This is a genomic window from Flavobacterium ponti (assembly GCF_042652765.1).
Classification (GTDB): Bacteria; Bacteroidota; Bacteroidia; order Flavobacteriales; family Flavobacteriaceae; genus Flavobacterium; species Flavobacterium ponti.
This window is the reverse complement of sequence record NZ_JBHSGW010000002.1, coordinates 396,390-422,012: the sequence shown is the minus strand read 5'-3', so window position 1 is coordinate 422,012 and position 25,623 is coordinate 396,390. Positions and strand designations below refer to the sequence as shown.

The window sequence follows — 25,623 nt, the reverse complement described above, 5'->3', positions numbered from 1 at the left end:
CGGAAATCTTTTAATTGTTTTTTATTTTTTTATTTCTCCCAATAGATAAATATAAAATTGATCCTAAAGTTGGTAAAAATATGACTAATAGAATCCAAATTAGCTTGTCATTTTGTTCAAACTTGTTTTTTAAAATATCAAGTAAACAATACATCCATAGTAAAACTGAAACAATAATTATCGCTTGCCAAGTAAAAAGGCCTAATGAAAATTCTGTATTTATTTTTCCCATACCATTTATTTTAATTTTTTATTAAATATTATTTTTCCAAAGCTATAATATTTGCCAACAATCTATAAGCTCCACTAACACCTTCTGGTAATTCTCTAAAGAAACTTAAACCAGTGTAAATGTAATTTCCTTTTCCATATTTTGCTACTAACAGAGCTCCTTTTGTTGGATTTTCACCTTCATCGTTGGCTTGTAAGATTGGAGTGAATTCAGAAGCAAATTCGTCTGGATAATATAAACCTTGTTCTTGTACCCAACCTTCAAAATCTTTACTTGTAATTTTATTTGGTGTATTTAAAACAGGATGATTTGGTGCTAAAAAAGTCACTTTTGCATTTTCATTGGTAACTCTGTCTCTTGAAATTTTTAAGTTATATGGTGCAACTTCTTCTGTTACTAGACCTCTGTTTGTGTTGTATTGAATGATTAAGTTTCCACCATTTTTTACATATTCAAACAGAATTTTATTTTTGAATGCTAGTTCGTCAACTACATTAAATGCACGAATTCCAACGATTATGGCATCAAAATTTTGAAGTTTATCCAATATTATTTCTGAAGGGTTTATCATCGTAACTTTAAATCCTAAATTTTCCAAATTCGAACCCACTTCATCACCAGCACCTTTGATATAACCAATGTTTTTTCCTTTAGTTTGAATGTCTAATTTAACCAATTTGGAAATTGAAGGTTGTAAAATTGTTTGTTTTGGAATATGTGGATAATTAATTTCAATAAGTTCTTGATTGAATTTTTTTCCATTCATTGTAACAACAGCTTCCAATGTAGTAGTGTTTTCTTCTTTTGGTGGAGAAACTTTAAAAGTCAATGTTCGTTCATCATTTTTTTGAGGAATTTCAAATGCAATTGAGCTAGGTTCTATTTTCCAATTTTTAGCTGCATTTAAAGTTAAAGTTCCTTTAATATTTTCAGTTTGTGAAATGATTTTAACCTTAATTTCTTTAGGTTGATTGTCATTAAAGATTGAAACCTTGTTTATGATGTTTGTGGTAACTTCAGGTAAAACTGTAAATGGAATATAAGTTTCTCCAAATTCGGGATCATTTTTTTTGTAAACGACATTTTTAACGAATTCAATAGTTGTTCCTTCTACATTTACAGAAAAAATTACTGGAAATTGTAAAGTTTCTTCTGGTAAAATTCGAATAGCTTTGTTAGAAACTTTGTACATACCAACTGTTGGTGTTTCTTTCAACCAAAATAAATTAGAGTAATCAAAATCAGCTGGGATTGTATTGTTTTCTAACTTTAAATTTATTTTTGAATTGTTTTTTAAAGCCACATTTTTTTCAGAAGCTACTTTGTTACCATAAGTAACGGAATTCAATATCATGTTTGAATCGCTTCGGTTAATGGCTTCAATGTTTAATGAATAAGTATCTGATTTCGTCACTTTTTCAGATGCACTAACGGCTTCTAAATATAAACCAGAACAAGCTTCAATTAGATTTGAAAGTTCTTTTAATTTGATTTTTTTCCAATGTGAATCTTCTAATTTTTGCAATAATTTGTATGCTTCAACTAATTGAGGAATGTGTTTTGCTGGATTTTTAAAATTGAAATTTTCCTCAATAGGGTTTAAAATTTTACCAATTGCTTCACCACCTTTTAGTCTGGTCCATGAAGTATCTATTCCTTCAAAAATGTTTTCTGAAGTTGGCATTTTCCCTTTTAAAAGTTCCAGATATTCCATTTCATCACCACGAGTTCCTGTAGAACCAAATCCTTGACAACGGTGTTGACTTCGACTTAAAGCTGCAATTTCAAAATTACTTTTTCCTAAAATAGGGAAGAAGACATTGGCATTAATAGCTACTAAATTACTTTTATCTGCTTTATCAAAGGCTTCTTGACTTCCATAAAACCACCAAGAAGTATTAAAAAAAACTCGTTTGGGTTTGTTTTTAATTAAATCATAAGCTTCTAAACTCAACATGGCACTTGCTGTGTGATGTCCATGAGTGGTTCCAGGAGAACGATGGTCGAAACGATTGATGATAATATCTGGTTGAAAGGTTTCAATAGTTTGAATTACATCATCTAAAACTTCTTGTTTGTTCCAAATCGTAAATGTTTCTGAAGGCACTTTTGAATAGCCAAAATCATTAGCTCTTGTAAAAAATTGTTGTCCACCATCAATTCTTCTTGCTGCTAATAGTTCTTGTGTTCTAATTGCTCCTAATTGTTCTCTTAATTCTGGACCAATTAAATTTTGTCCACCATCACCACGAGTTAATGATAAATAAGCTGTTTGTGCATGATAATGATTTGAAAAATAAGAAATCAAGCGTGTATTTTCATCATCTGGATGGGCAGCTAAATATAAAACTGAACCTAAAAAATTCAATTTTTTAACTTGCTCATAAATTTCTCCAGTAGAAGGTTTTTTAGGTTGTTGAGCGTTTACAACTATAAATGAAAATAAAAATAATAGGACAAATTTAATTTTTGAATGATGCATTTTGACTTTTTTATTGGCAATAGCTTCAAAAATAGTAATTAAAAATTTGTCGTGATGAGTTTTCTAAAATTTTGGACTTTCTTTAACAAAAAATTAAGAGCAAAAACGTTGTGGTTTTTGCTCTTGATTAGTTAGTTAATTATGTGCTTAACTAAAATGTTTATTTTCTGCATTTTGAGTTTTTGGTATTACAATAATAAAATTAAAAGTAGTATAATTATTATTATTGCACCAACAGATAAATAAACTCCATTACCAGTTGTTCTTAGTTCTTTTTTAATAGATCTAACTTCTTTTCTAAGTTCTTTTTTTTCAGCTCTAGTTAAATTAGATTTATCCATTTCTTTAATTTCCTCTAGTCGATCAAGCATTACTTGAACTTTTGCAGGAACTTCAGTTTTTGGACCTATTGCTTTAGTTGTTTCGTTTGCAAATGTTAGTGTTGGGATTAATGTCATAGTTAAAATCATTACTAATGACATAAAAGACATTTTGTTGATAATAGTTTTCATAAATATATGTATTAAAGGTTAGTTTAGTTTTTCATTTTATTGATGTTGTAAAGTTCATCAAAACGCTAAAAAACCTGTTACATAATTTTAAGACATACTTATATAATTTTCATCAACTATTTGTATTCAATAATTTTAGGTTTAGAGAAATCAAAATTTTGGAAACCGATATCGTCTGTTTTAAAAGAATTTGTTTTGATGATATTATTTCCATCACCAGGAATACTTGGGAAGAAAGAAAAAGAAATTTGAAAACTATCAAAAACCAAATAATCGTTGCTGATTATTAATCCAGCTCCAAATTGCGAGTACATTTTACTTTTGGTAAAGTGATTGTTCTCATCGCTAAGCATTCCAAAAGTGTAACTCAAAAAAGGATTCAAACGAAATCCCCATAAACTCCACGGTGAATATCCTTGTGTTTGAAAAGTTACAAGCAATTTCTTTGTTCCATAAAGAATATCACTGCTAAAACCTCTAATTCCATTATTATCATTAAGTGTAACTCTATCAAATCTAGAGTCGATTCTATTTGTACCAATAATTAATTCAGGTTTTACAAATTGCCTGAATTTCCATTTTTTCCCTTCTATTAAGTTGGAAAAATAAATTAGTTTTAAGGAAAGTGCTGTTTGTTCGGATGAATTTTTATAGAACGTTCCATATTCAACATTAGAGCTTAAATAACCCCAATTATAAAATTTTCCCAAACTAAATCGTCCGGCAAAATAATAGCGGTAATCATCATTTTTATGTTGGTAACCACCTGTTATTCCATAAACAATTCCAGTTGGTACATCTTCTATAATTCCATAATTAAAGATGTATTTTTTCTGTTCAAACTGTCTTGAAGCAATTCCAATTCCGACTAAATATAATTGTTCATTCGAATAAAAATCAGCTGTATCATATAAAGGAGAAGCTTTTTGTAAGTAATTTGTTCTATAAAAACGAGCTGCTGTTATTAAGTTAGTTGTTCTGTCTTCTTCAGATCTTCCACTAAATACTTGAAATGATCTTCCAATCCAATAATCTTGGTCATTAAATTTAAAGTCTTGGTTTTCGGTAACAAAAGTAGTATCAATTGGAGTTTCGCTTCTAAATTGTTGTCCAACTTTTATTCCTCCAGCCCATTTTATGTAAGCAGAGATAAAAGGTCTTTCTACAGAAATACTTTTGGCATAATTTCCATCTAAGTCAATATCGTAGTTTAACCGAGTACTGATGTAAGTATTTTTAAAATTGGGAACAATATAATCAACACTATAAGCATTGTCATTATTTGTCAAACTCCTTTGGTAAGAGTTTTTTATTTGATGTCCAAAACCTAAAAAATTATATTCATTTAGTTCAAAAGTTGATTTGTTTGTTGAAGTTGAAAAATTAGGAACAGTACTCCATGAATCTAAAACTTTTACAAGTATATCAATTGAATCCGAATCTTTGGAAATTAAATTGGCATCAATTTCAACTCTTCTAACATATTTTTGACTTCTTATGATACGTTTTGAGTCTTTTAATAAAAGAGTGTCTAGCGGTTTGTTTTTTTTAATAAGTAATAGGTTTCTAATGGTCCAATTACTTGTTTTGTCATGAAATTTATTTCCTGTTCGTTCTACAAAATTTCTTGGTTTTCGAGTTGTGTCTGTCACCGAAAAGCCAAAAGGATCTAAGACTTCAATTTGTATATTCCTTATAATTTTACCGTTATAACTGGCATAATTTTTTTCAATTTGTTTTTTTACAGTTGAATTGCTTTTGTTTTCTTTTTTAGTGGGCTCAAAAATGAGTTTATGTAAAAATTTTGTAAAACCTCTTTTTTTGGAATAGTTTTCAATGGTTTTATACATCTTAACAGTATCTTTCTCTTTGGGATTAGTTTGAGAAAAAACCGAGATGCAATAAAAAAACACAGATAAAGAAAGTAATAAATTTCTTTTACTATTCATTTTTTGTATTCTATGATTCTTATGGATTACTTTTTAAATTCTATTAATTTATTGTTGTAACAAAGAAATAATATTATCAATTTCTTGTCCAATTTCAATTAAGTCTTTTTGATAACGGTCAGTTTCTAAATTAAGTGTGTTATATAGCATATCATTTTGCTTAATCCTTAGAATGACATATTTTTTAATCATATTATTTCTGTCTAATATTTCTTTGGGTAAGCTATATTTTTCAATTTCTCGTACTATATTTAAATTTTCTTTCCAAAAGTATAAGCTTCTATCTTTAAGTTGATATAGATATGCTTCTTTGTCATTGCTATGGTAATTAAAAACATCCATTGCCATACTTTCATTTGCTTCAAAATCTATCATTTTACTTTCATAAAGTTTAAAGTACTTTAATCCAGTGCTATTATCAGTACTAATAGACTCATCTTCTTCAAACTGATAGTATTTTAAAGGATTTGGAATAGATTCAATCACTAAAAAAGAAGTTGAAACTCCGAGAAAAGTAACGATTCCTAAAATCCAATAGTTTAAGTCTCTATTTTCTTTATTTATCATACCATAATAGTATACATATCCAATAATTACCCCAGAGATTAAACCACCTAAGTGAGCAGCAGCATCAATTCCATCTTTTAAACCATTAATTAAATTTATTCCAACATATATTGATATGTAGATTAGCATTGGTTTTTTAACTGATTTTTCTATGTGAGTGGTTGTTAATAGTGCCAAAAAAACGCCAAACAAACCAAAAATAGCACCAGATGCTCCTGCACTTATTGCAAAAGTATTCCAATATAAACTTGCTGTACTTGCTATGAAGCCAGTGGTTAAATATGCAACAATAAATCTATTTTTACCAATGAGAGGTTCTAATAACACTCCAATAAATATTAATGCATATAAATTCATTAAAAGATGTAAGATTCCAATATGCATAAACATACATGAAATTAATCTCCACCATTCTCCATTGAGAGTAAGTTCTCTAACATTTGCACCCCATAAAATTAATTTTTCACCTTGAGGTTCTATGATGTTAGTTCCATCAAATGCCATAATCACAAAAAATAAAATATTTACAATTATTAATATTGGTGTAAATAGATAATCTTTAGTAGGAATAAAAATGGCAAAGAAATCTTTAAAAGTTTTTTCTTTTTTTAGACTGTTTATTTTTAAATTTCTCTCAATTTGTATTTCATCTACATCATCATTGAAATTTTCTGTGTTAACTGAATTTACATTAATTTCTGTTCTTAAAAATTCTACCTTTTGGAGTAAAAGTTCAATGTTTTGTTTGTTTTTTCCCCAATCTAATATTTGATTACCAATGCATTTACTTGAAACGACAGCTTTATTATCTAACAGTTTGATATCAATTTGTTCACTCCATGAAGACAAACTCATCGTAGTTGTTGCTCTGATATTATTGATGTTGATTTCACCTATACTCCAATTCAAATCTAAAATAGCTTTTGAAAAAAGCATATGGAAATAAGGTTTGGCATCTATCGAATATTCAAATTCAATAGTATACTCAGGAAGTAGTTTATTATTCATAAAAAAAATAGAGTTAATCAGTGAATTCTTGGTGCTCAGAGTGATTATCTAAAACAGAAATTCCTTTTTGCATTAAGAGGTTATTTGGATAAGTAATGACTTCATTGCCATCAGTTTTTAATAAAATATAAAAGGCTTTAATGTCTATTATTTCTCCAGAAATGGGAAAGTCTTTGTCTAAAATTTTTATATGATCACCAATTTTAAAAGGAAAGGAGAAAAACAATATAATTCCAGCTGTAATATTGCTTAAAAGTGACCATTGTGCAAATGCTGCAACACCAACTACAGTAAAAAAAGAAGAAGTGAATAAAAATAATTGATCTTTTTTGACACCCCAAATTACTGCTATTGTAATAAAAGCTAATATACCCAAAAGAATATTTACATACTTGATGACTAAATTAGTTCTATGTTCTAAAGACTGATTAGATTTGGCATATTTTCTAATTCCTTTAGCTAAAAAATAGCGAAGCAATGAATAAACGATTAAAACGATTAAAGTTGAAATCTCTTCATGTAAATACTTGTTTTGGAATAAATTAAGCATACTCTTTCAATTTTTCATATAATTTATCGACAGGCAATCCTACAACATTGGGATACGAACCTTCAATTTTTGAAATACCAACTAAACCAATCCATTCTTGAATACCATAAGCACCAGCCTTGTCAAAGGGTTTGTAATTGGTAATGTAATAATCAATTTCTTCTTTATTCAAATTTACAAAAGTAACTTTAGTAATACTATGAAATACTTCTGATTTTAATTTCGTTTTAAGACAAACAGATGTAATCACTTCATGTGTTTTTCCACACATTGATTGTATCATTTTAAAAGCTTCTTCATAATCTTTTGGTTTACCCAAAGCTTTGTTTTCATGCCAAACAATGGTATCACTTGTAATTAAAATTTCATTTTCAGCTAATTCGTTTTCAAAAGCATTGGCTTTCAATTCAGCTAAAAAATCAGTAATTTGATGATGTTTTAAATGTTCTGGATAAATTTCTTCCACTTCTTTTAATTGAATAGAAAAATCCAAGCCTAATTCTTTGCAATATTGTTGTCTTCTTGGAGAACCAGAAGCTAAAATTATCTTTTTATTAGGTAGAAAATTATCCAAGTTTAGGTAAATTATTTAAATTATACGTAATTACAATAATAGATAAAATTCCGGTAATCATAATGAATTTTAAAACAGTACTTAAATGATTGAAGTCTTTTTGCGTTTTTGCTTGCCAAAGCTTTACAATAAAATATAACATTGGTGCAACGACTAATCCTAAAGTATAATAAATGACATATTCTAAATTAGTAAAATTAGCATTCAAATAATAGAGTAGTGCTAACAAAGGAATAAAACTAAGTCCAAAAATAATTTTTTGAGTTTTTTCTTTTCCAATTACGATAGGCAACGTATTCATTCCTGTTTTTAAATCTCCTTCATAATCTTCAATGTCTTTTACAACTTCTCTGATAAATGTTAATAAGAAAGCAAAAAGAGAATAATCTAGTATGATTTGGAATAAGACATTTAAAAATTGACGATTATCTGGAGTTATAACAGGATATAAATCAAAAACACCAACCAATATAATACTAAAAGCAACTAAAAATGAAACTAAAAAATTTCCTGCTAATAAACTTTGTTTGAATTGTGTTGCATACAAATACAATACAAAAGAAACTACAATAAAAATAGCCGCAAAACTTTCCTTGAAAATAATATTAGCTACAAAAAAGCCAAGAATAACACCAACAATATTAAAAGCTAAGTAATAATTGTAAGCAGCTTTTTCTGAAATATGTTTGCCAACAATAACTTTTTCAGGTTTTGAAATGGTATCTGTTTCTTGATCAACAATATTATTGATAATGTAACCAGCAGCAGCAATACAAACCGTTGCAATAATCAATAAAACAAACTCAACATCATTCAAAGCAAGAATTAATTCATCTTGTTGTTTTAAAAATCCAAAGTGGAAAACAGCTTGTACAAGAGCTATGATTAGTAGGTTTTGGTATCGTATAAGTTTTAGAAATTTCATGTTTTGTTGTAAAGGGATTAGTGAATAGTTAAAAGGGATTAGGGAAAAGTAATTAGGATTAATAGATATTTAACTTATACCTATTCCCTTATCACTTTTTACTAAGAAAACTCAATCAAACTTCGCGTCAAAATGTTCCATCCATTTGCCTTGGACTTTCATCACTTGTTCGATTACATCTCTAACGCAACCTTTTCCACCATTGATGTGTGAAATGTATTTACTGATGGTTTTTATTTCTGGCACAGCATTTTGTGGGCATGTTGGTAAACCCACTAATTTCATCACGTGAAAATCTGGAATATCATCCCCCATGTATAAAACTTGTTCGGGTTTGATGTTGTATAATTCGATAAATTCGTTGAAGGTTTCTACTTTATTTGGAACACCTAAATGAATATCAGTAATTCCTAAATTGCGTAAACGAACACGAACACCTTCATTACTTCCACCAGAAATGATGCAAACTGTGTAGCCATTTTCAACAGCAGCTTTCATAGCATAACCATCACGAATGTGCATGTGACGGAGCATTTCTCCGGTTTGTGTAACGTGAATAGTTCCATCGGTTAAAACACCATCTACATCTAAAATAAATGTAGTGATGTCGTTCATTAATTCTTTATAGCTTTTTGACATTTTGTATGGATAATGTTAGTTGTCTGTATAATTCTTTATAAGTTGGATTTTCTAATGCTTCCAAATGTTTTTGAATCGTTGGCTCATCATTTCTAATGGCTGGACCAGTTTGTGCTTCAGTTGGACTTAGCGTTTTTATCTTGTTAGCTGTTTCTTCAATTAAAGGCTGCAAGATAGCAAAAGGAACGTTATTTTCCTCACAAAGAGCATTCCCAATTTGGTATAAATGATTCACAAAATTAGAGACAAAAACAGCTGAAATATGCAAGCTTTTGCGTTGTTCACCATTAATTTTATAAACCGAATTCGATAAGTTTTTAGCTAAATTTTCTACTAATTCAAAATCTTCATCCTTTTCAGTTTCTAAGCAAAAAGGAACTGATTTCATAGCAACTTCTTTACTTTTTGAAAACGTTTGTAAAGGATAAAAAACACCACGTTTGTTTTTGGGATGCATTACTCTAAAATCCATTGTGCCAGAAGTGTGAACCACTAATTTATCAGTAAACGGAATTTGGTTAGAAACTTCTTCAATAGCTTTATCACTAACTGAAATTACATAGACATCAGCTTCTTTTAAATCAGCAAATGAAGTTGTAATTTTTGAGGATTCAATTAAGTTTTCAATTGATTTTTTGGAACGAGCATAAACTTGAATTAAATCAATAGCCTCATTCGCTTCCATTGCTTTTATTAGATGTGAAGCTACATTTCCTGAACCTAAAAGTACGACTTTAATCATTTGGCTAAATTACTATTTTTTTGAAGATTTTTAGCGATAAGAAATAACTTATGTTTCAGAATGAATAATGAAGATTTTTTTAAATAAATAGTTTATATTTACTTTTTATAAAAGATTTAATATGAAGAAATTATACTTTTTATTAGTTTTAGCTTTTAGTTTTACTACACAAGCACAGATTGTGAATATACCTGATGCGAATTTTAAAGCGAAGTTGTTGAGTGCAGGCCCTAGTAATTATTTTGCTTCTTCCGAAACGCCTCTTTATGATGCAATTAATGGAGATTGGTATGTATCAAATTATAATACTATAGATATTAATAATGATGGTGAGATTCAGGTAAGCGAAGCTCTTGCTATTAAATGGTTGAGATTAGATAATTCCTCAATTTCAAATATGGCTGGTATCGAAGCGTTTTTGAATTTACAATATTTGAGCTGTGCTAATAATCAAATAACCAATTTTAATCCTTCTCTCTTAACAAATTTGCAATATTTGAATTATTATAATAACCAAGTACCTATTTTAAACTTTTCAGGACTAACTAATTTGGAATTTTTGAATTGCGGTGCAAATCAATTAATTAATTTAAATATTTCTGCTTTAACTAATTTGAAATCTTTGTCTTGTGCCTACAATATGCTTACAAATCTAAATGTAACAGCTAATTCAAATTTAGATTATATTGATGTTAGTAATAATCAATTGACAAATATAAATGTAACAGCTAATACAAATTTAGTCTATCTTAATGTTAGTAATAATCAATTGACTAATTTAAATGTGACAGCTAATACTAATTTAAGTTCTCTTGATATTAATAATAATCAATTGACTAATTTAAATTCAAATCAAAACACAGTATTAAAAACTTTAATTTGTGATGAAAATTTAATAACCAATCTTAACTTATTGCAGAATGTAGAATTAAAAAATTTATCCTGTAGTAATAATTTTCTAACTAGTTTAAATATTAACCAAAATATACTTTTAGAATATTTATCTTGTAGTAATAATCAATTATCGAGTTTAGACCTTAATCAAAATACACTATTGAGGCAATTAAGCTGCAGTAATAATCAAATATCAATTTTAGACTTAAATAATACACGTGTTAGTAATCTATATTGTGATAATAATAATTTAAATAGCTTATTTCTTAAAAACGATTATTATTTTGATATTATTTATGGTCCAGTTGGTGGTATTACACTTTCATTTAGTATGAATAATAATCTGAAATATATATGTGCTGACGATTTTGAGATTTTTGCAATTCAACAAAAAATAAATCAATATGGTTATATAAATTGTCATGTCAATACCTATTGCACATTTGTTCCTGGTGGAATTTTTTATGAAATAGATGGAAATACAAAATATGATTATAATTCTAACGGTTGTGATATTTCTGATATTAATTATCCATACTTAAATTTTTCCATCACTGATGGAACAAACATTGGTAACATTATTCCTGACATATCTGGTAATTATGCTATTCCAGTTCAAGCAGGTTCACACACAATTACACCAGTTATAGAAAATCCAACTTATTTTAATATAAGTCCAACAAGTTTTGTAGCTAATTTTCCAACGCAAACAAGTCCATTAAATCAAGATTTTTGTGTTACCGCAAATGGAGTTCATCATGATGTTGAGGTTACAATTATTCCAACGAACCAAGCTCGTCCAGGTTTTGATGCTAATTATACTATTATTTATAAAAACAAAGGAAATCAAATTGAAAATGGAGCTGTAACTTTAGATTTTAATGATGCTGTTTTGTATTTAGTTTCTGCAAATCCAACAACCAACAACCAACAATCAACAACTTTAACTTGGAACTATACTAATTTATTACCTTTAGAAATAAGAACTATTGATGTTGTTTTTAATGTGAATAGCCCAACAGAAACTCCAGCTGTAAATATTGGTGATTTTTTAAATTACTCATCTTCAATAACTCCTTTAACAACGGACGAATTTGTTTTTGACAATACTTCTACACTAAATCAAACAGTTGTTGGTTCTTATGATCCAAATGACAAAACTTGTGTTGAAGGTACAACGGTTGGTCCAGATATGATTGGTCAATATGTGCATTATGTCATTCGTTTTGAAAACACAGGAACGTATCCAGCAGAAAATATTGTAGTAAAAGACATGATTGATTTAACAAAATTTGATGTGAATACTTTAATTCCTTTGCATTCAAGTCACGATTTTGTAACAAGAATTAATGGAAATAAAGTAGAGTTTATCTTTGAAGGCATCAATTTACCTTTTGATAATGCTAATAATGATGGTTATGTTGCATTTAAAATTAAAACAAAATCTAATTTAGTAGTTGGAGATACATTTAGTAATGATGCCAACATCTATTTTGATTATAATTTTCCAATTACGACAAATACATTCACAACTACAATTGCAGCATTAAAAGTAACCGATTTTGATTTTGGAACACATTTTACTTTATATCCAAACCCTGTAAAAGATGTTTTGAGTTTTCAATCTAAAGGTAATGTGACAATCAATTCCATTGAAATTTATAATACTTTAGGACAAATTGTTTTAGCAGTTCCAAATGCAATTTCAACGGTTGATGTTTCAAACTTACAATCTGGAAATTATTTTGTAAAAGTCAATACGAATTTTGGAGTTTCGAATACTAAGTTTATAAAAGAATAATCTGAAAATCAAAAAATGTCTAAATCTTTTATAAATTATTGTCCAAATTGTAAATCAGAAGATTTTTCTTTTGAAAATGATTTTAAGTTTCATTGTAATTCTTGTGATTTTGTGTTGTATCATAACATTGCAGCAGCTGTAGCCGTAATTATTAAACATGATGACAAAATACTCTTTACTGTGAGAAACGTTGAACCAGACAAAGGAAAATGGGATTTGCCAGGAGGATTTATTGATCCCAATGAAAACGCAGAAGAAGCTGCTTGTCGCGAATTAAATGAAGAATTGGGAATTGATTTATCACCTAAAGATTTAAAATACATTACTACTTCACCAAATAATTATTTATACCGTAATGTTCCTTATAGAACTATGGATATTTTTTATGAATTTGAAATCAATTCAAATCAAATAAAGATTACTGCTGAAGATGAAATAAACGAATTGATTTGGGTAAAAAAAGAACAAATCCAATTGGATAAAATTGGATTTGTTTCTATTCGAAAAGTTATTGAAAGTAATTACATGAAATAAATTATGAATTATGAATTATGAATTATGAATTATGAATTTTTAATTGTTAATTATTACGAAGTAGCCATTCTCTTTAAAATTGCCCATTGTTTTAAAGCAACTCGAGCTTCAACTGCAGGATAACCCAACATGGTTACTTTAGCAGGAACATCAGCAGTTACTCCAGAACCAGCTCCAATAATTGCACCATCACCAACTGTAATATGATCTTTTAAAGAAGCACTTCCTCCAACGATTACACCATTTCCAAGAGTTACAGAACCAGCTAATCCGCTATTTCCAGCCATAATACAAAATTTACCCATTTTAGAATTATGTCCAATTTGAACTAAATTATCAATTTTGCAACCATCACCAATTACTGTTGAACTAAATTTACCTCTATCAACACATGAATTTGCTCCAATTTCTACATGATTTCCTATGATAACATTCCCAATTTGAGGAATTTTAGCCAAACCTCTTTCTGGGCAAGGTCTAAACCCAAATCCGTCTGCTCCTATAGTGGCATTTGGATGTAAAATACAATGACTACCAATATGACAACGTTCTCTAACAACTGTTCCTGACCAAATTTTCGTATTATTTCCAACAGTGCATTCATCTAAAACAGTAACATTTGGATATAAAATAACATTTTCTCCAATAGTTACATTTGGTCCAACATAGCAATTAGCACCAATTTTTGTTCCATTTCCTATTTTTGCTGAGCTGTCGATTGTAGCGGTAGCATGAATATCTTGATGAAATATTGGTGGAGCAGGAGCAAAGAGTTCCAAAACTTGAGACATGGCTAAATCTGCATTTTTCACTTTAATAAACGCTTTATTTTCACCAGGTTCAATTGAAATATCTTCATTTACTACAGCAACAGAAGCATTTGATGTTTCCCAAAGTTTTTCATATTTTTTGTTTCCAATGAAAGTGATTTCATTTTCTTTAGCAACTTCAATTTGTTCAGGAGCTGTAATATTTAAAGTGGAATCACCAATAATTATTCCTTTAAGAACTTCATTGATTTGTGTAATAGAGATATTTTTCATTTAATTTGGTTTGGTTAGTTGCGACCAAATGTAAACAAATAAAATAATTTGTGCTAATTTGAATTTCTTAGGATATATAACTGTTTAACTATACAAATTTTCTATAAACAAAAAATGTAAATATAAAATTTAAGATTATTGTCAAAATGTTTTTAAATAAATAAAAAAAACCAATCTAGAAATGCTCTTACTAGATTGGCTTGAGGTAATATATTATTTAATTTATACTAATTCTCTACATTGAACTCTCCTTCAACTACTGTAATGGTTGATGGTCCAGATTCTGCATTTTCAGCTGTGAAATTAAATGTTCCTTTAATTTTATTGTCATTAACTTCAGTAATTACTAATGTTCCTGTAGCATTAATTGTAGAAATAGATTCACTATCTGAACTATATAAAATACCATATGAATTTACATTTGAAGGCTCGTCAGTAATTGTATAAGTACCAGCTGTTACATTAAGAGGTACAGTAATGACAACTGTTTTTGTTTGGTTTTCATCATTTCCAACGATAGCTTTACTTAAAGAGTTAATTATTGCTAAATCAGTAAAATTTTGTTGAACATCATTAGCTTTAAATTTGATGTAAAATGTATCTGCTAATGGAACTGTGTCGTTATCGTCATTAGAATTACATGAAGTGTTTATTAATAGTGATGAAATTGCCACAATAAATAAAAAATACGTTTTTTTTAATTTTTTCATTTTTGAAATTTAATTTTAATAATTTGTGTGGTAAATGTAAATATTTTTTAGAATTGCACAATACTTTTCAAAAATCATTTTTTTTAGTTGCTAAGTTTTTTGTTTTTTTTAAATATTTGAAAAAATAATAATTTAGTAAAAAAAATCCCTTAAACCTTTATTAATAAGGGTTAAGGGATGTTAATGTGACCTCGACTGAGCGGATGTTTTGATACATTTTTTTAGGTGTTTTAACATAAACTCGCTGTTTTCGAGAGTTTATTAAAACTTGCATTTTAGTCGTAATAGACATAAAAGGACCTGAAGGGTACAGAACGGACACAAAAACGGTCACAAAATTTGTGCAGTTATATCAGATTTTTTAATATTAAGTAAGTTGATTTTAACTAAAAAAGGCACAATGAAAATTAGATTTTATTTACGAAAAAGTACAAAGAGTTATTCTATTAATTTTGAATTTAGAAATTCATTAGGAAACATTCGATTAAGAACTTAAACAGGATATTCAATATATAATTTGAAAGAATGGGATAATAAAAAAGAACGAATAAAAATTCCTTCCTCAGTATTTGGAGCGACTCAAATTAATACTAAATTATCAGAAGCACTTTTTAAGTTTAATAAATCAATGGAATCAATTGATAAAAACAATACTTCTGAAAACATAGTCAATAAAATTATGCTAAATGCGTTTGGAAAATCTAGTTTAGCGGATAAAATAAAAGAGAAGGAAGAAAGCACTAAAAGTAACTTGATAAACTATTACCTATGGTTTTTAGAGTATTATTCAATTCATAACAGTCCTTTTACAAAAAAGCGTCTTTCTCCAGCTACTTTAAAAACGTACAAAACAGGTTTGTCAAGATTACAAGAATATATTTTCGACAGAAAATTAAAGAACTTTTCTTTTAATGATTGTAATAGAGAATTTTACAATGATTATATTGCTTATCTCTACAGCAAAAATTACTCTACTAATTATGTTGGTACAATTATACAAAAGTTAAAAACGATTTTAGGATTTGCTTACGACTAAGGGATGCATAAAAACAATGAATTTAAAAAGAGTTATTTTGCGAAAATGACTGAAGAAATTGATCATGTTTATTTGACTGTTGAAGAATTGCAAAGAATCAAAGAACTTGAGTTGAAAGATTCAATTTTAGATGGAGTAAGGGACATTTTTTTAATTAGTAGCTATACTGGTTTAAGAATTTCAGATATGTTAGGATTATTAAAAAAAGCTTCTCAAGTAATTTTTGAAGAAGATGGTTTAAAGTATTTTCAGTTAAAACAATCAAAAACTTCAAATACAGTGGTTATTCCGCTAAATTCAATCATAACAAATATATTAGAAAAGAGAGATGGTAAATTGCCAGATTACATTAGTAATCAATTAGTAAATGAACATATAAAATCAATTTGCAAAAGAGCTAAGATAACAGAATATCATTCATTAACCAAGACAGTGGGAGGTAAGCTTAAAGAGTTTACATTACCAAAATATAAATTAGTTGCATCACATACAGCAAGAAGATCTTTTTGTACTAATGCTTATAAATCAGGAATTCCTGTTCAAGATATTATGGCAATAAGTGGACATAAATCGGAACGAGTCTTTTTAAATTATGTAAAAGTTGAAAAGATTGAGAATGCCAAGAGGATTTCTAAATATGAGTTTTTTAAATGATTTTAGTCTTATCTCTTATTTAGAATGTTTTTAAATTTAAAATAATTCTTAGACAAAATACTTAAAAATAAGACTAACAGCGTTTTTTTTCATAATAATTGTTTGTAAGGTAAAATTTACGGTAAAACCGTAACGGTATTGATTGTTAATAGTATTACTTTTGCCGACTTAAATTTTACATATTATGAAAAAGACCATTATTTTATTGTTTTTATTTGTTTTTGCAAATCATTTATTTGCTCAAAAAATCAGGTTTGAATACGACGAAGCAGGAAATCAAATTGTAAGAACATGGTGTTCAAGTTGTTTGTCAAAAAACTCAGAAAAGGTTAAAGATATTTCTGAAATTAGCGAAAGTGACCTACTTAAATTTTTCGTAAAAGATGTTATTTCATATTATCCAAACCCAGTAGAAAATGAGTTATATATAAAATGGGAATTAATAGATAATAATTTAGTAAATAATATTGAAGTTTTTTCTTTAAATGGGCAGTTAATTAAAACATTGAAAGATTTAAATGAAAAAGACTCAGAATTAATTTCTTTTCAAGAATTTCCTAAAGGAACATATTTTCTTCAACTCAATTATACAGATGGTGGCCAAAAATCAATAAAAATAATTAAAAAATAGCATCATGAAAAAAATTATACTTTCATTAATTCTTTTTTGTAACTTATTTTTATTTTCACAAGAGACAATAAATATTAATAAAACGGTTGATAATATCATTCCTATAAAAAGAACTGAATTTCAAAATAACTCTGATTTGACAAATAAAGTTTCAAATCAAAATTTGATTCCTTCATATAGCCCACCTACTGGTAATTCAGATGAAGTTGGAGTAACTGAAGGAAATTTATCTGTTTCTTTGACAGGCGGTGCAAATTATAATATTCCAATTAATGTACCTCCAGGTATTAAAGGTATAGTGCCTCAAATTTCTTTAAATTATAATAGTCAAAAAGGCAATGGGGTTGCTGGTTATGGATGGGATATTTCAGGTGTATCAATGATTACAAAAATACCTGCGACAAAGTTTCATGATGGAACTATTGACGCTGTTGATAATGATAATACGGACAGATTTGCTTTGGATGGTCAAAGATTAGTTCTGAAAGAAGGTTTTAATGGGGCTTATGGGGCAGATGGTACTGAGTATGTAACAGAAAGCTTTTCAAATATTAAAATTACTTCATATGGTGTTCACCCCGAAGGAGCTAAATATGGACCAGCTTATTTTATAGTTAAATATCCCGATGGTGCTATTGCCCAATATGGAAATAGTGATACCCAGAATTTATCTCGTAATAAATATGAATGGGGAATTGATTACTGGGAAAACCCACAGGGAATTAGAATAAAGTATTCATATGGTTCCTATACTGCAGGGCAAATGCTTAATAAATTATTAATAGCAAAAGTTGAATATGGACCGTTAAACAATAATAATTTTACAAATAGAGTTAGTTTTTCATATAAAACAAGACAGAGACCCGAGAGTTCTTCTTTTCACACTTATGACTATGATTATATTCTAACTACTCAAATATTAGATCATATTACTGTAACGGGAAATAATTTAACCTATAGAAATTATTATTTAGCATATAATCAAACATCTCTTCGTTATGAAAGACTTATAAGTATAACTGAAAAAACCGGTGATAATTCAAAAAGTTATAATCCGACAGTATTTAATTATGGTGATGATACACCAGAAAATTTATCTTTTAATAGTCAATCAATTAACATTTCACTTTCTGATGTAAATTATAATAATGCAAAAACTATCTCCGGGGATTTTGATGGAGATGGTGATATGGATGTAATATTATACCCAACAAATACAAAAGATAAATATTGGTTGTTTAATGGGTTGCTGAATAATAGTACAAATATAGGATACCAGCACAACATTGGAAGTTTTGTAGATATTTTTACTACTTCTTGGTTAAATTCTTCAAATAATTTAATGCAAAAACAAGGTTGGTGTGTTATAAAACATGACAATAATAACAATACTACTTCATTTCAAAATTATTCTGCAGGTGCAATAAGTTCAACCACAGGCCTTCCTAACTCAATCAACCTTGAATATACAAGAAATTACCAATTTCCAAAATTTTCATTTGGATATTGGCAATATCCTTGTGGGGGACCAACCTTGGAAAAAAAATCGGAAATAACTTCAAATAATTTGACACCTGACCCTGGGTCTGGATCAGAACCTGTTTGGGTTACAATAAATCGTGATATTCCAAAAGTATATTTGAATGGTGATTTTAATGGTGACGGGCTTTCTGATATAATTATTATTGAAAAAGCATTCACATATTCGCAAACAAGTAACTGTCAAACTACAACTCATACATATCCAGGAGGACATTACTATTATTTAAATTTAGATAGAAGAATTACTAGCAACTTTGTTGATGTAGGATTTAGCATATTTACAACTCCTAATAGTAAATTTTATGTTGATGACTTTAATGGAGATGGGAAAACAGATATTTTAGTTATTGATAATGGAGTGGCAAAAGTATATACATTGGGAGATAATAATCAACTTGTATTATCTGGTACAACAACAAATAGTAAGATTACATTAAATTACCCTATAATTCTAGGTGATTACGATGGTGATGGAAAAACAGATTTTATTACACCAATTAGCTATAATAGTAATTCATATGCTACTTTTACTTCAACAGGAAATAACTCAAATCCTTTTACTGAAAAGACATCAAGCTATACAGATATGTATTTTTATGCAAATTATGGTGATGATTGTCCAACAGTTTTTTATATAATCCCATCAGATATCAATAAAGATGGAAAAACTGATTTACTATTTGGTAAAAATCAACATTGTTATCCAAATAACCAAGGATATGTTTCCGTTAGAGTTTTCAGAAATAATGGGTCTAATTTTATTTCTGATTTATATTCAACTACTAATTTTCAGGTTGGAATAGGTGACTATGCATTACCTGTATTCTTAAATAGTAATAAAAAGAATTATAGAAGTGAAATAAATTTTATAACAAATAATAAGGTTATAAGATTTAATGCAGAAAAAGATTTTAGTAAAGAACATTTATTAAAGTCAATTACTTTAGGAAACGGTGTCAAAGATGTGATTACTTATAATCAATTAGTTGAAGATAATGATGAAGTTTATTTTAAAGCAAGTATCTTATCAGAAACTTATCCAAAATTTGAGTTGCAAGTTGCAAATAACCTTCAAGTAGTTTCAAAATTAGAGAAAGTTAGTTACACCGAATATAAAAAGCAAGATTATAAGTATTACGGAGCTGTAGTAGATGTAGAAGGTTTAGGGTTTCTGGGGTTCAAAGGAAGGTCTACTACTAATTGGTACAACGATGACTTTACACCGATAACAAGTGTTTTTAAATATGATACTCAAAAAAGAGGAGCTTTAAGCGAGGCTTATACAGTAGCTGGTTTAATAACTGGTAATTTTTATAATTATATTCCAGCAAATTATATTTCAAAAACCACGTTAACAAATGTTGATGAGTTATTAGCCAATAAAGTTTATAAAATTAAAAACACTTTTAAAGTTATAAGAAATGGTTTAGATAATACATCCAAAGAAATTATAACAACTTTTGATAGTTACAATGAACCTCTAACAGTTTCCACAAAAATAAAGAATGGTAATATTATAGAATTGACAGAAAATATTACTTATTCCTACTTAAACCAAACAAGTGGAGGGGCTTATTACACAGGAAGGCCTGAAAGTATTTTAACAGTGGTTGATAACAATACAGATATTATGACCAGTGAAACACACTATAGCTATAACCCTAATCAATTAGTGTCTCAAATAAAAAGAAAAGGGCATTTAACAAATTTTATTACTGAGGATTTGGAATATGATACATTCGGTAATGTAATACAAAGCCGCAAATATGCTCCTGGATTACAACCACGTATAACGAAATTTGAATATGATCCGTCAGCTCCAAATTATGGAAGATTTTTAACAAAAAGTATTGACGTAGATTTATTAGAAACAAATTACACCTATGATTCAAGTACAGGTTCTTTATTAACTGAAACACTACCATCTAATCAAAATTTTCCTTTAATTACAACTTTTACTTATGATAAATGGGGTGTGATTAGTAAAAAAACAGATTATCTAGGCAAATCTTTAGCTTTTGGATATTCATGGATGGCAAAAGGGGACCATGGAGGATTTCTGACTAGTGTTTCAGGAGATGATGATTCATTTACAGTATCATTTATTGATGATTTAGGAAGAAAATTAGCAGACGGAATTAAAACCATAAATGATAATAGTGGGTCAACTCCAAGTACAAGTTGGACTTCATACGAATATGATATTTACGGACGAGTTAAAAAAGTATACGAACCTACTTTGTCATATTTTCCTACTACCAACTCTTTATATAGTTCTACAAGTTACGATATATATGGTAGAATGATTAAAGTTATAGAGCAAACTGGAAAAACAACTGATATTAATTATATTGGTTTAACAACAATTGTTTCAGATAATATCAACAATATAACTTCAGTAAAAAATTCATTAGGACAGCTTGTATCTAAAACAGATAATGGAGGTACAATTTTATATAATTATTTTGCTAATGGAAACCTTAAACAATCTAATTTCAATGGTGTTGAAATAAATATTCAGCAAGATGGCTGGGGTAATAAAACGCAATTATCTGACCCTTCAGCAGGAGTTTATGATTATGAATACAACGGACTTGGTGAGTTAATTAATGAAAGGACACCCAATGGAGAGAATACATATACTTTGTATGATTCAGGGAAATTAAAATCAAAGACTACAACTACATCTAATGGTTCTACAGGTAATTCTATTAGCTACTACTACTACAATCCAACAAATAAATTACTTGACTATATCGATTTTTGGGATGTCGACGAAGGCTATGATATTGAATATTATTACGAACGTGATGAATACAATAGAATAATCCATAGTAAGGAAGATAGAATCGATGGTGAATTTACATTTGAAAATTCCTTTGAATATGACTCATTTGGAAGAGTTGTTTTAGAACACAAAAAAAACACTGCAGTTGGACAAACCAGTGAAAATTCAATAAAAAACACATACAAAAATGGTTTCCATTGGCAAATTTTTGATAATGAGACAAATCAACTTTTATGGCAAAATACAAAAGTTAATGCAAGAGGTCAATTGACAAAAGGTAATTATGGAAATAACATAGATGTTAATAATGTTTACGATCAATATGGGTTTCCAAAAGAGTTTAAACATGATAAAGTTTTAAATGGGACCTCTAATGTCATGACTTTAAATACGACATTTACTACTCAACGTGGGAATTTGGACTACAGAAAAAACAATCTATTTAGTGATCGTGAAGATTTTACTTATGATAATTTAGATAGATTAGAAAGTTGGAGTAAGTATATAGAACTTAACACCTATACTTTTACTAATACTACAGATGATTTTTTACCAACAACGAATGGTGTAACAGTTTCAAACATTGTAAATCAATTTTATTCAAGGTTAAGCGTTACAACTACGTTAAATTTTGAAGGTACACAAAAATTAGTTAAGGAAAATGCTATAATAGGTGATGTAATTGAAATTTCAGGTGAATTATTTTCCAAAGACTTATCAAATGTTGGGAATTATGTAAAATATTCTGTAGTTGAAAAAGATCCGTTAACTGGACTAACTCAAGAAACTCAATATGGAATTAATCCAGGGTTTTCGTTTCAACACACGGTTTCCCAATATTCAGAAATTTATTTAAAAGTTGTTGCAGGAAACGATTTTAATTTTCAATCACCAATTTCTTTCACTTTGGACAATGTAAAAGTTTCAGAAGTTAAAACAGATTATCAAAGTTATGATAATTTAGGAAGAATTGATGAAAACACTGTTGGAACTTACAACTATACAAATGTAAATGCTGGAACTAACATTCCAAAACATTTTCAAAATTCATCTGTAGAATTAAAACCTAACTCAAATGATTATTACTTACAAAGAAGTGATTTAAATGTTACTTATAATGCGTTTAAAGGGCCAGTTGATATTACTGAAGAAAATTATGAGAGGCTTAGTTTTACTTATAATTTAGCAAATAGCCGTTCCACAATGTATTATGGAGGTTTGGAAGAAAATAAATTTGAAAGACCCCTTCGAAAATATTATTCTACTGATGGAAGTGTTGAAATAAAATATAACACAACAACAGATGAGATTGAGTTTATTACATATATAGGAGGGGATGCTTATAGTGCTCCTGTTGTTTTAAAAGACGATTTAAATTCAAAAGAATACCTATATTTGCATAGAGATTATTTAAGTAGCATTGTAGCGGTTACTAACCAAGATGGAGATGTTGTTGAAAAACGTTTGTTTGATGCTTGGGGTAATATCACAAAAGTACAAGACGGTGATGGTAATGATTTAGATGGTTTAACTATTTTGGATAGAGGTTATACTGGACATGAGCATTTACAAGGAGTTAGTTTGATACATATGAATGGTAGATTATATGATCCTATTGTTCATAGATTTTTACAACCAGATAATTACGTACAAGATCCTTATAATACCCAAAATTATAATCGTTATGGATATGTATTTAATAATCCTTTGCGATATGTAGATTTCTCAGGTGAAGAAGGTAACGGTTGTACAGATTGCCCAAATAATAATAATGGACAGTCTTTCGAGTTTACATCATATCAACAATCTACTTTTGGTAGTGCCTTACAATCAATAGCGTTAAATTGGGATGATCTTGGAATTAAAGACTGGTCAAATAGAAATTTAAACTTTAATAAATGGGGTGATGGTTTAAAAAGTGCAGGTAACTGGGCAGGAAGAAACTTAGAGTCTATTGGAGGGTGGATTAGTAGGAATATAGAATCTATTTTTGGTGGTGGTGGTAAAAGTGATCCTGTTTACTTAGATGCAACTCCAAGTTTTTCTGGTCATCAGTTGAGTAGTGGATGGCAAAATGAGGGGTTTCAATATACGACCATAGGAAATTTACCTACTCCTTTTCAAAAAAACAATAAGTTTTCATATGGTGTAAATGAAACTAACATAAAAAAATTTAATATTCTTAGTGATGGTAAACTTAGTTTACAAGAAGCAAACCAATGGTATAGAATAGGGAATGGCGAATCATTAACAGTTGATGCTTCAAAATTAGATTTAAATTTTATTGATACAAGTAAAATGATAAAAAACAAAAAATACCTTGTTCAATCATTATTACACTCAACTGACGGAAGAGTTTACGGTAGGTTTTATGTAAAATATTTAGGTAATAATCAGGTTTCAGTAGAGCCAGACGTATATGATTTTGATTTGAATTTTTCAAAAGATTTAAAATTATCTGAATTTTTTGGAGCAAGAAATATTTTTACTGCATTAGGTCATCTATTTGCTGGGCAAGGTACTTCTTATGATATTTATTTTTTTGGTGTAAATACAATAATGCCAAAGTCAATAAATCAAGAAATGTATATATATCGATATCCAGGAAACTTTTAATAAATAAATCATGAAAAAAACATTCACAATTTTAATCATTATTTTCTTTTCGAATTGTAATTTTAGTGATTATGATAAGGATTTAACTGATAATTATGTTCTATCTATAGAAGGTGGAAAATTTAATAGAATAGCTAGAAATAATGAATTTATAATTGATAAAGGTGTTGTCGATGCCAATTTTAATGATAAATATATTGTTTTTAGCGTTGATACAACAAATTCAAATTATCCCAAAGATGTACCAAAAGAAATTTTAAAATATTATATTCATAGTAAAATTGATGATACTTTATCGAAAGAGCTAAATTATAAGCAATTTAAAAATTTGTTGTTTAAAAAAAGAATTGATACTAATTTAGATTTATCAAAACAGTGATATGATATTAACCTTACCATTAAGATTGAAAATTGGATTTTTATTTATATTAATTGCATCTTGCAGTCCAGACAACTCGCAAGAAAAAGAAAGTTTTGCAATTGAAGTAATTCCAAGTGCTATTACAATACCTGTAGATAAACAAATCGACATCACTATTGCCAGTGAAACCGATATGAATGGTATTATATTTTCATATGATAATTTTGCAACAGAGTTTGAGTACTATTCCAATTATGGAACAAGTAAAACCATAAATTTTTATTTTGATACTGTAGGTTCAAAAACCATCTATTTTAAGGCAACAAAAGAAGGAAATATTAGTAGTGAGGTAAAGACAGTAACAATAAATGTTGTAAGTGATCAAGCCGTTAAACTAACAGGTTTGCAGCTTATCTCTTTTACCAATGTTAATGGTTCTTGGGATCCTGAGTTCCCCGCTACAAATCCTAATCATTTAGCTGATGTAGTTTTTGGTTTAAGAAAAAACACCTTAAATAATCCTTTTAGCACGGGTTACAGCTATAAATATTGGTTTTCTTCTACTGTAAAAACGAATCAAGGAGATTTAACTTGGGATTTAACAAATGAAAATTTATATTTTGACCCTACCAAAACTTTACAAATAGGATTTGATGATCAAGATAATTTGCCTGCATCACAGCCATTGATTACAGATTCTTTTGGTTATAGAACTATAGGGTTAAATAATTATATGGTAACTAAACCAAGTGAAATTACTTTTTCTTATCCAGAAGTGGATTTGGAATTTAAAATTCAATTGGAGTGGCCAAATTAGTAATTTTGAAATTATT

At 28.4% G+C, this 25,623-nt stretch carries 20 protein-coding genes; 8 read left to right on the top strand and 12 right to left on the bottom strand.

All coding sequences use genetic code 11. The features are described 5' to 3' along the window. Nucleotides 1-10: 10 nt before the first annotated feature. From ACFO3U_RS04490 to ACFO3U_RS04445, 10 genes are all read right to left on the bottom strand, one after another. Complete coding sequence (locus tag ACFO3U_RS04490) at nucleotides 11-232, bottom strand: PLDc N-terminal domain-containing protein (protein ID WP_379738535.1); 222 nt, start codon at nucleotides 230-232, stop codon at nucleotides 11-13. Nucleotides 233-260: 28 nt separating this feature from the next. Next, nucleotides 261-2,714, bottom strand: coding sequence for a PIG-L family deacetylase (locus ACFO3U_RS04485; RefSeq protein ID WP_379738534.1), 2,454 nt, complete (start codon nucleotides 2,712-2,714; stop codon nucleotides 261-263). A gap of 188 nt (nucleotides 2,715-2,902) precedes the next feature. Continuing rightward, nucleotides 2,903-3,226, bottom strand: coding sequence for a hypothetical protein (locus tag ACFO3U_RS04480; RefSeq protein WP_379738533.1), 324 nt, complete (start codon nucleotides 3,224-3,226; stop codon nucleotides 2,903-2,905). Nucleotides 3,227-3,342: 116 nt separating this feature from the next. Next, nucleotides 3,343-5,175, bottom strand: coding sequence for a BamA/TamA family outer membrane protein (locus ACFO3U_RS04475; protein WP_379738532.1), 1,833 nt, complete (start codon nucleotides 5,173-5,175; stop codon nucleotides 3,343-3,345). Nucleotides 5,176-5,223: 48 nt separating this feature from the next. Further along, on the bottom strand, nucleotides 5,224-6,750 hold the full coding sequence (locus ACFO3U_RS04470) for a rhomboid family intramembrane serine protease (protein ID WP_379738531.1): 1,527 nt from the start codon (nucleotides 6,748-6,750) through the stop codon (nucleotides 5,224-5,226). A 13-nt stretch (nucleotides 6,751-6,763) separates the two neighbouring features. Beyond that, nucleotides 6,764-7,300, bottom strand: coding sequence for a mechanosensitive ion channel family protein (locus tag ACFO3U_RS04465; protein ID WP_379738530.1), 537 nt, complete (start codon nucleotides 7,298-7,300; stop codon nucleotides 6,764-6,766). After that, the gene (locus ACFO3U_RS04460; RefSeq protein WP_379738529.1) at nucleotides 7,293-7,874 is read right to left on the bottom strand and encodes a Maf-like protein; all 582 of its coding nucleotides are present in this window, start codon (nucleotides 7,872-7,874) and stop codon (nucleotides 7,293-7,295) included. Before ACFO3U_RS04460 ends, ACFO3U_RS04465 begins: the two co-directional genes overlap by 8 nt. Further along, complete coding sequence (locus tag ACFO3U_RS04455; RefSeq protein WP_379738528.1) at nucleotides 7,867-8,799, bottom strand: geranylgeranylglycerol-phosphate geranylgeranyltransferase; 933 nt, start codon at nucleotides 8,797-8,799, stop codon at nucleotides 7,867-7,869. Before ACFO3U_RS04455 ends, ACFO3U_RS04460 begins: the two co-directional genes overlap by 8 nt. Nucleotides 8,800-8,910: 111 nt before the next feature. Next, nucleotides 8,911-9,438, bottom strand: coding sequence for a KdsC family phosphatase (locus ACFO3U_RS04450; RefSeq protein ID WP_379738527.1), 528 nt, complete (start codon nucleotides 9,436-9,438; stop codon nucleotides 8,911-8,913). Further along, complete coding sequence (locus ACFO3U_RS04445) at nucleotides 9,422-10,180, bottom strand: Rossmann-like and DUF2520 domain-containing protein (RefSeq protein WP_379738526.1); 759 nt, start codon at nucleotides 10,178-10,180, stop codon at nucleotides 9,422-9,424. Before ACFO3U_RS04445 ends, ACFO3U_RS04450 begins: the two co-directional genes overlap by 17 nt. A gap of 121 nt (nucleotides 10,181-10,301) precedes the next feature. On the opposite strand from ACFO3U_RS04445, the gene ACFO3U_RS04440 reads away from it, so the two are divergent. Continuing rightward, nucleotides 10,302-12,875, top strand: a complete 2,574-nt coding sequence (locus tag ACFO3U_RS04440; protein WP_379738525.1) for a DUF7619 domain-containing protein — start codon at nucleotides 10,302-10,304, stop codon at nucleotides 12,873-12,875. A 15-nt stretch (nucleotides 12,876-12,890) separates the two neighbouring features. Then, nucleotides 12,891-13,409 carry an NUDIX hydrolase gene (locus ACFO3U_RS04435; RefSeq protein ID WP_379738524.1) on the top strand — a complete coding sequence of 173 codons (519 nt, stop codon included), beginning with the start codon at nucleotides 12,891-12,893 and terminating at the stop codon, nucleotides 13,407-13,409. Between the two features lie 53 nt (nucleotides 13,410-13,462). Here ACFO3U_RS04435 and lpxD read toward each other — a convergent pair whose 3' ends face one another. Both lpxD and ACFO3U_RS04425 read right to left on the bottom strand, forming a co-directional pair. Continuing rightward, nucleotides 13,463-14,452, bottom strand: a complete 990-nt coding sequence (lpxD, locus tag ACFO3U_RS04430) for a UDP-3-O-(3-hydroxymyristoyl)glucosamine N-acyltransferase (RefSeq protein WP_379738523.1) — start codon at nucleotides 14,450-14,452, stop codon at nucleotides 13,463-13,465. A gap of 227 nt (nucleotides 14,453-14,679) precedes the next feature. Beyond that, nucleotides 14,680-15,162, bottom strand: coding sequence for a DUF6252 domain-containing protein (locus ACFO3U_RS04425; protein WP_379738522.1), 483 nt, complete (start codon nucleotides 15,160-15,162; stop codon nucleotides 14,680-14,682). Between the two features lie 517 nt (nucleotides 15,163-15,679). Between ACFO3U_RS04425 and ACFO3U_RS04420 the strand changes: the two genes are divergently transcribed. From ACFO3U_RS04420 to ACFO3U_RS04395, 6 genes are all read left to right on the top strand, one after another. Beyond that, complete coding sequence (locus ACFO3U_RS04420; protein ID WP_379738521.1) at nucleotides 15,680-16,198, top strand: phage integrase SAM-like domain-containing protein; 519 nt, start codon at nucleotides 15,680-15,682, stop codon at nucleotides 16,196-16,198. Between the two features lie 45 nt (nucleotides 16,199-16,243). Beyond that, nucleotides 16,244-16,852 carry a site-specific integrase gene (locus ACFO3U_RS04415; RefSeq protein WP_379738520.1) on the top strand — a complete coding sequence of 203 codons (609 nt, stop codon included), beginning with the start codon at nucleotides 16,244-16,246 and terminating at the stop codon, nucleotides 16,850-16,852. Nucleotides 16,853-17,036: 184 nt separating this feature from the next. After that, nucleotides 17,037-17,483 carry a T9SS type A sorting domain-containing protein gene (locus ACFO3U_RS04410; protein WP_379738519.1) on the top strand — a complete coding sequence of 149 codons (447 nt, stop codon included), beginning with the start codon at nucleotides 17,037-17,039 and terminating at the stop codon, nucleotides 17,481-17,483. A gap of 4 nt (nucleotides 17,484-17,487) precedes the next feature. Then, entirely contained in the window at nucleotides 17,488-24,429 is a 6,942-nt protein-coding gene (locus tag ACFO3U_RS04405) for an FG-GAP-like repeat-containing protein (RefSeq protein WP_379738518.1), read from the top strand. Between the two features lie 10 nt (nucleotides 24,430-24,439). Next, nucleotides 24,440-24,808, top strand: a complete 369-nt coding sequence (locus ACFO3U_RS04400) for a hypothetical protein (protein WP_379738517.1) — start codon at nucleotides 24,440-24,442, stop codon at nucleotides 24,806-24,808. Between the two features lies 1 nt (nucleotide 24,809). Then, nucleotides 24,810-25,607 (top strand): hypothetical protein, encoded by a 798-nt coding sequence (locus ACFO3U_RS04395; protein ID WP_379738516.1) that lies wholly within the window; start codon nucleotides 24,810-24,812, stop codon nucleotides 25,605-25,607. The last annotated feature ends 16 nt before the right edge of the window (nucleotides 25,608-25,623 follow it).

Excerpts from the sequence above, each read along its gene's own strand:
- ACFO3U_RS04490 (WP_379738535.1), bottom strand. The coding sequence starts at position 232 with ATGGGAAAAATAAATACAGAATTTTCATTAGGCCTTTTTACTTGGCAA.
- ACFO3U_RS04485 (WP_379738534.1), bottom strand. The coding sequence starts at position 2,714 with ATGCATCATTCAAAAATTAAATTTGTCCTATTATTTTTATTTTCATTT.
- ACFO3U_RS04480 (WP_379738533.1), bottom strand. The coding sequence starts at position 3,226 with ATGAAAACTATTATCAACAAAATGTCTTTTATGTCATTAGTAATGATT.
- ACFO3U_RS04475 (WP_379738532.1), bottom strand. The coding sequence starts at position 5,175 with ATGAATAGTAAAAGAAATTTATTACTTTCTTTATCTGTGTTTTTTTAT.
- ACFO3U_RS04470 (WP_379738531.1), bottom strand. The coding sequence starts at position 6,750 with ATGAATAATAAACTACTTCCTGAGTATACTATTGAATTTGAATATTCG.
- ACFO3U_RS04465 (WP_379738530.1), bottom strand. The coding sequence starts at position 7,300 with ATGCTTAATTTATTCCAAAACAAGTATTTACATGAAGAGATTTCAACT.
- ACFO3U_RS04455 (WP_379738528.1), bottom strand. The coding sequence starts at position 8,799 with ATGAAATTTCTAAAACTTATACGATACCAAAACCTACTAATCATAGCT.
- ACFO3U_RS04450 (WP_379738527.1), bottom strand. The coding sequence starts at position 9,438 with ATGTCAAAAAGCTATAAAGAATTAATGAACGACATCACTACATTTATT.
- ACFO3U_RS04445 (WP_379738526.1), bottom strand. The coding sequence starts at position 10,180 with ATGATTAAAGTCGTACTTTTAGGTTCAGGAAATGTAGCTTCACATCTA.
- ACFO3U_RS04440 (WP_379738525.1), top strand. The coding sequence starts at position 10,302 with ATGAAGAAATTATACTTTTTATTAGTTTTAGCTTTTAGTTTTACTACA.
- ACFO3U_RS04435 (WP_379738524.1), top strand. The coding sequence starts at position 12,891 with ATGTCTAAATCTTTTATAAATTATTGTCCAAATTGTAAATCAGAAGAT.
- lpxD (WP_379738523.1), bottom strand. The coding sequence starts at position 14,452 with ATGAAAAATATCTCTATTACACAAATCAATGAAGTTCTTAAAGGAATA.
- ACFO3U_RS04425 (WP_379738522.1), bottom strand. The coding sequence starts at position 15,162 with ATGAAAAAATTAAAAAAAACGTATTTTTTATTTATTGTGGCAATTTCA.
- ACFO3U_RS04415 (WP_379738520.1), top strand. The coding sequence starts at position 16,244 with ATGACTGAAGAAATTGATCATGTTTATTTGACTGTTGAAGAATTGCAA.
- ACFO3U_RS04410 (WP_379738519.1), top strand. The coding sequence starts at position 17,037 with ATGAAAAAGACCATTATTTTATTGTTTTTATTTGTTTTTGCAAATCAT.
- ACFO3U_RS04405 (WP_379738518.1), top strand. The coding sequence starts at position 17,488 with ATGAAAAAAATTATACTTTCATTAATTCTTTTTTGTAACTTATTTTTA.
- ACFO3U_RS04400 (WP_379738517.1), top strand. The coding sequence starts at position 24,440 with ATGAAAAAAACATTCACAATTTTAATCATTATTTTCTTTTCGAATTGT.
- ACFO3U_RS04395 (WP_379738516.1), top strand. The coding sequence starts at position 24,810 with ATGATATTAACCTTACCATTAAGATTGAAAATTGGATTTTTATTTATA.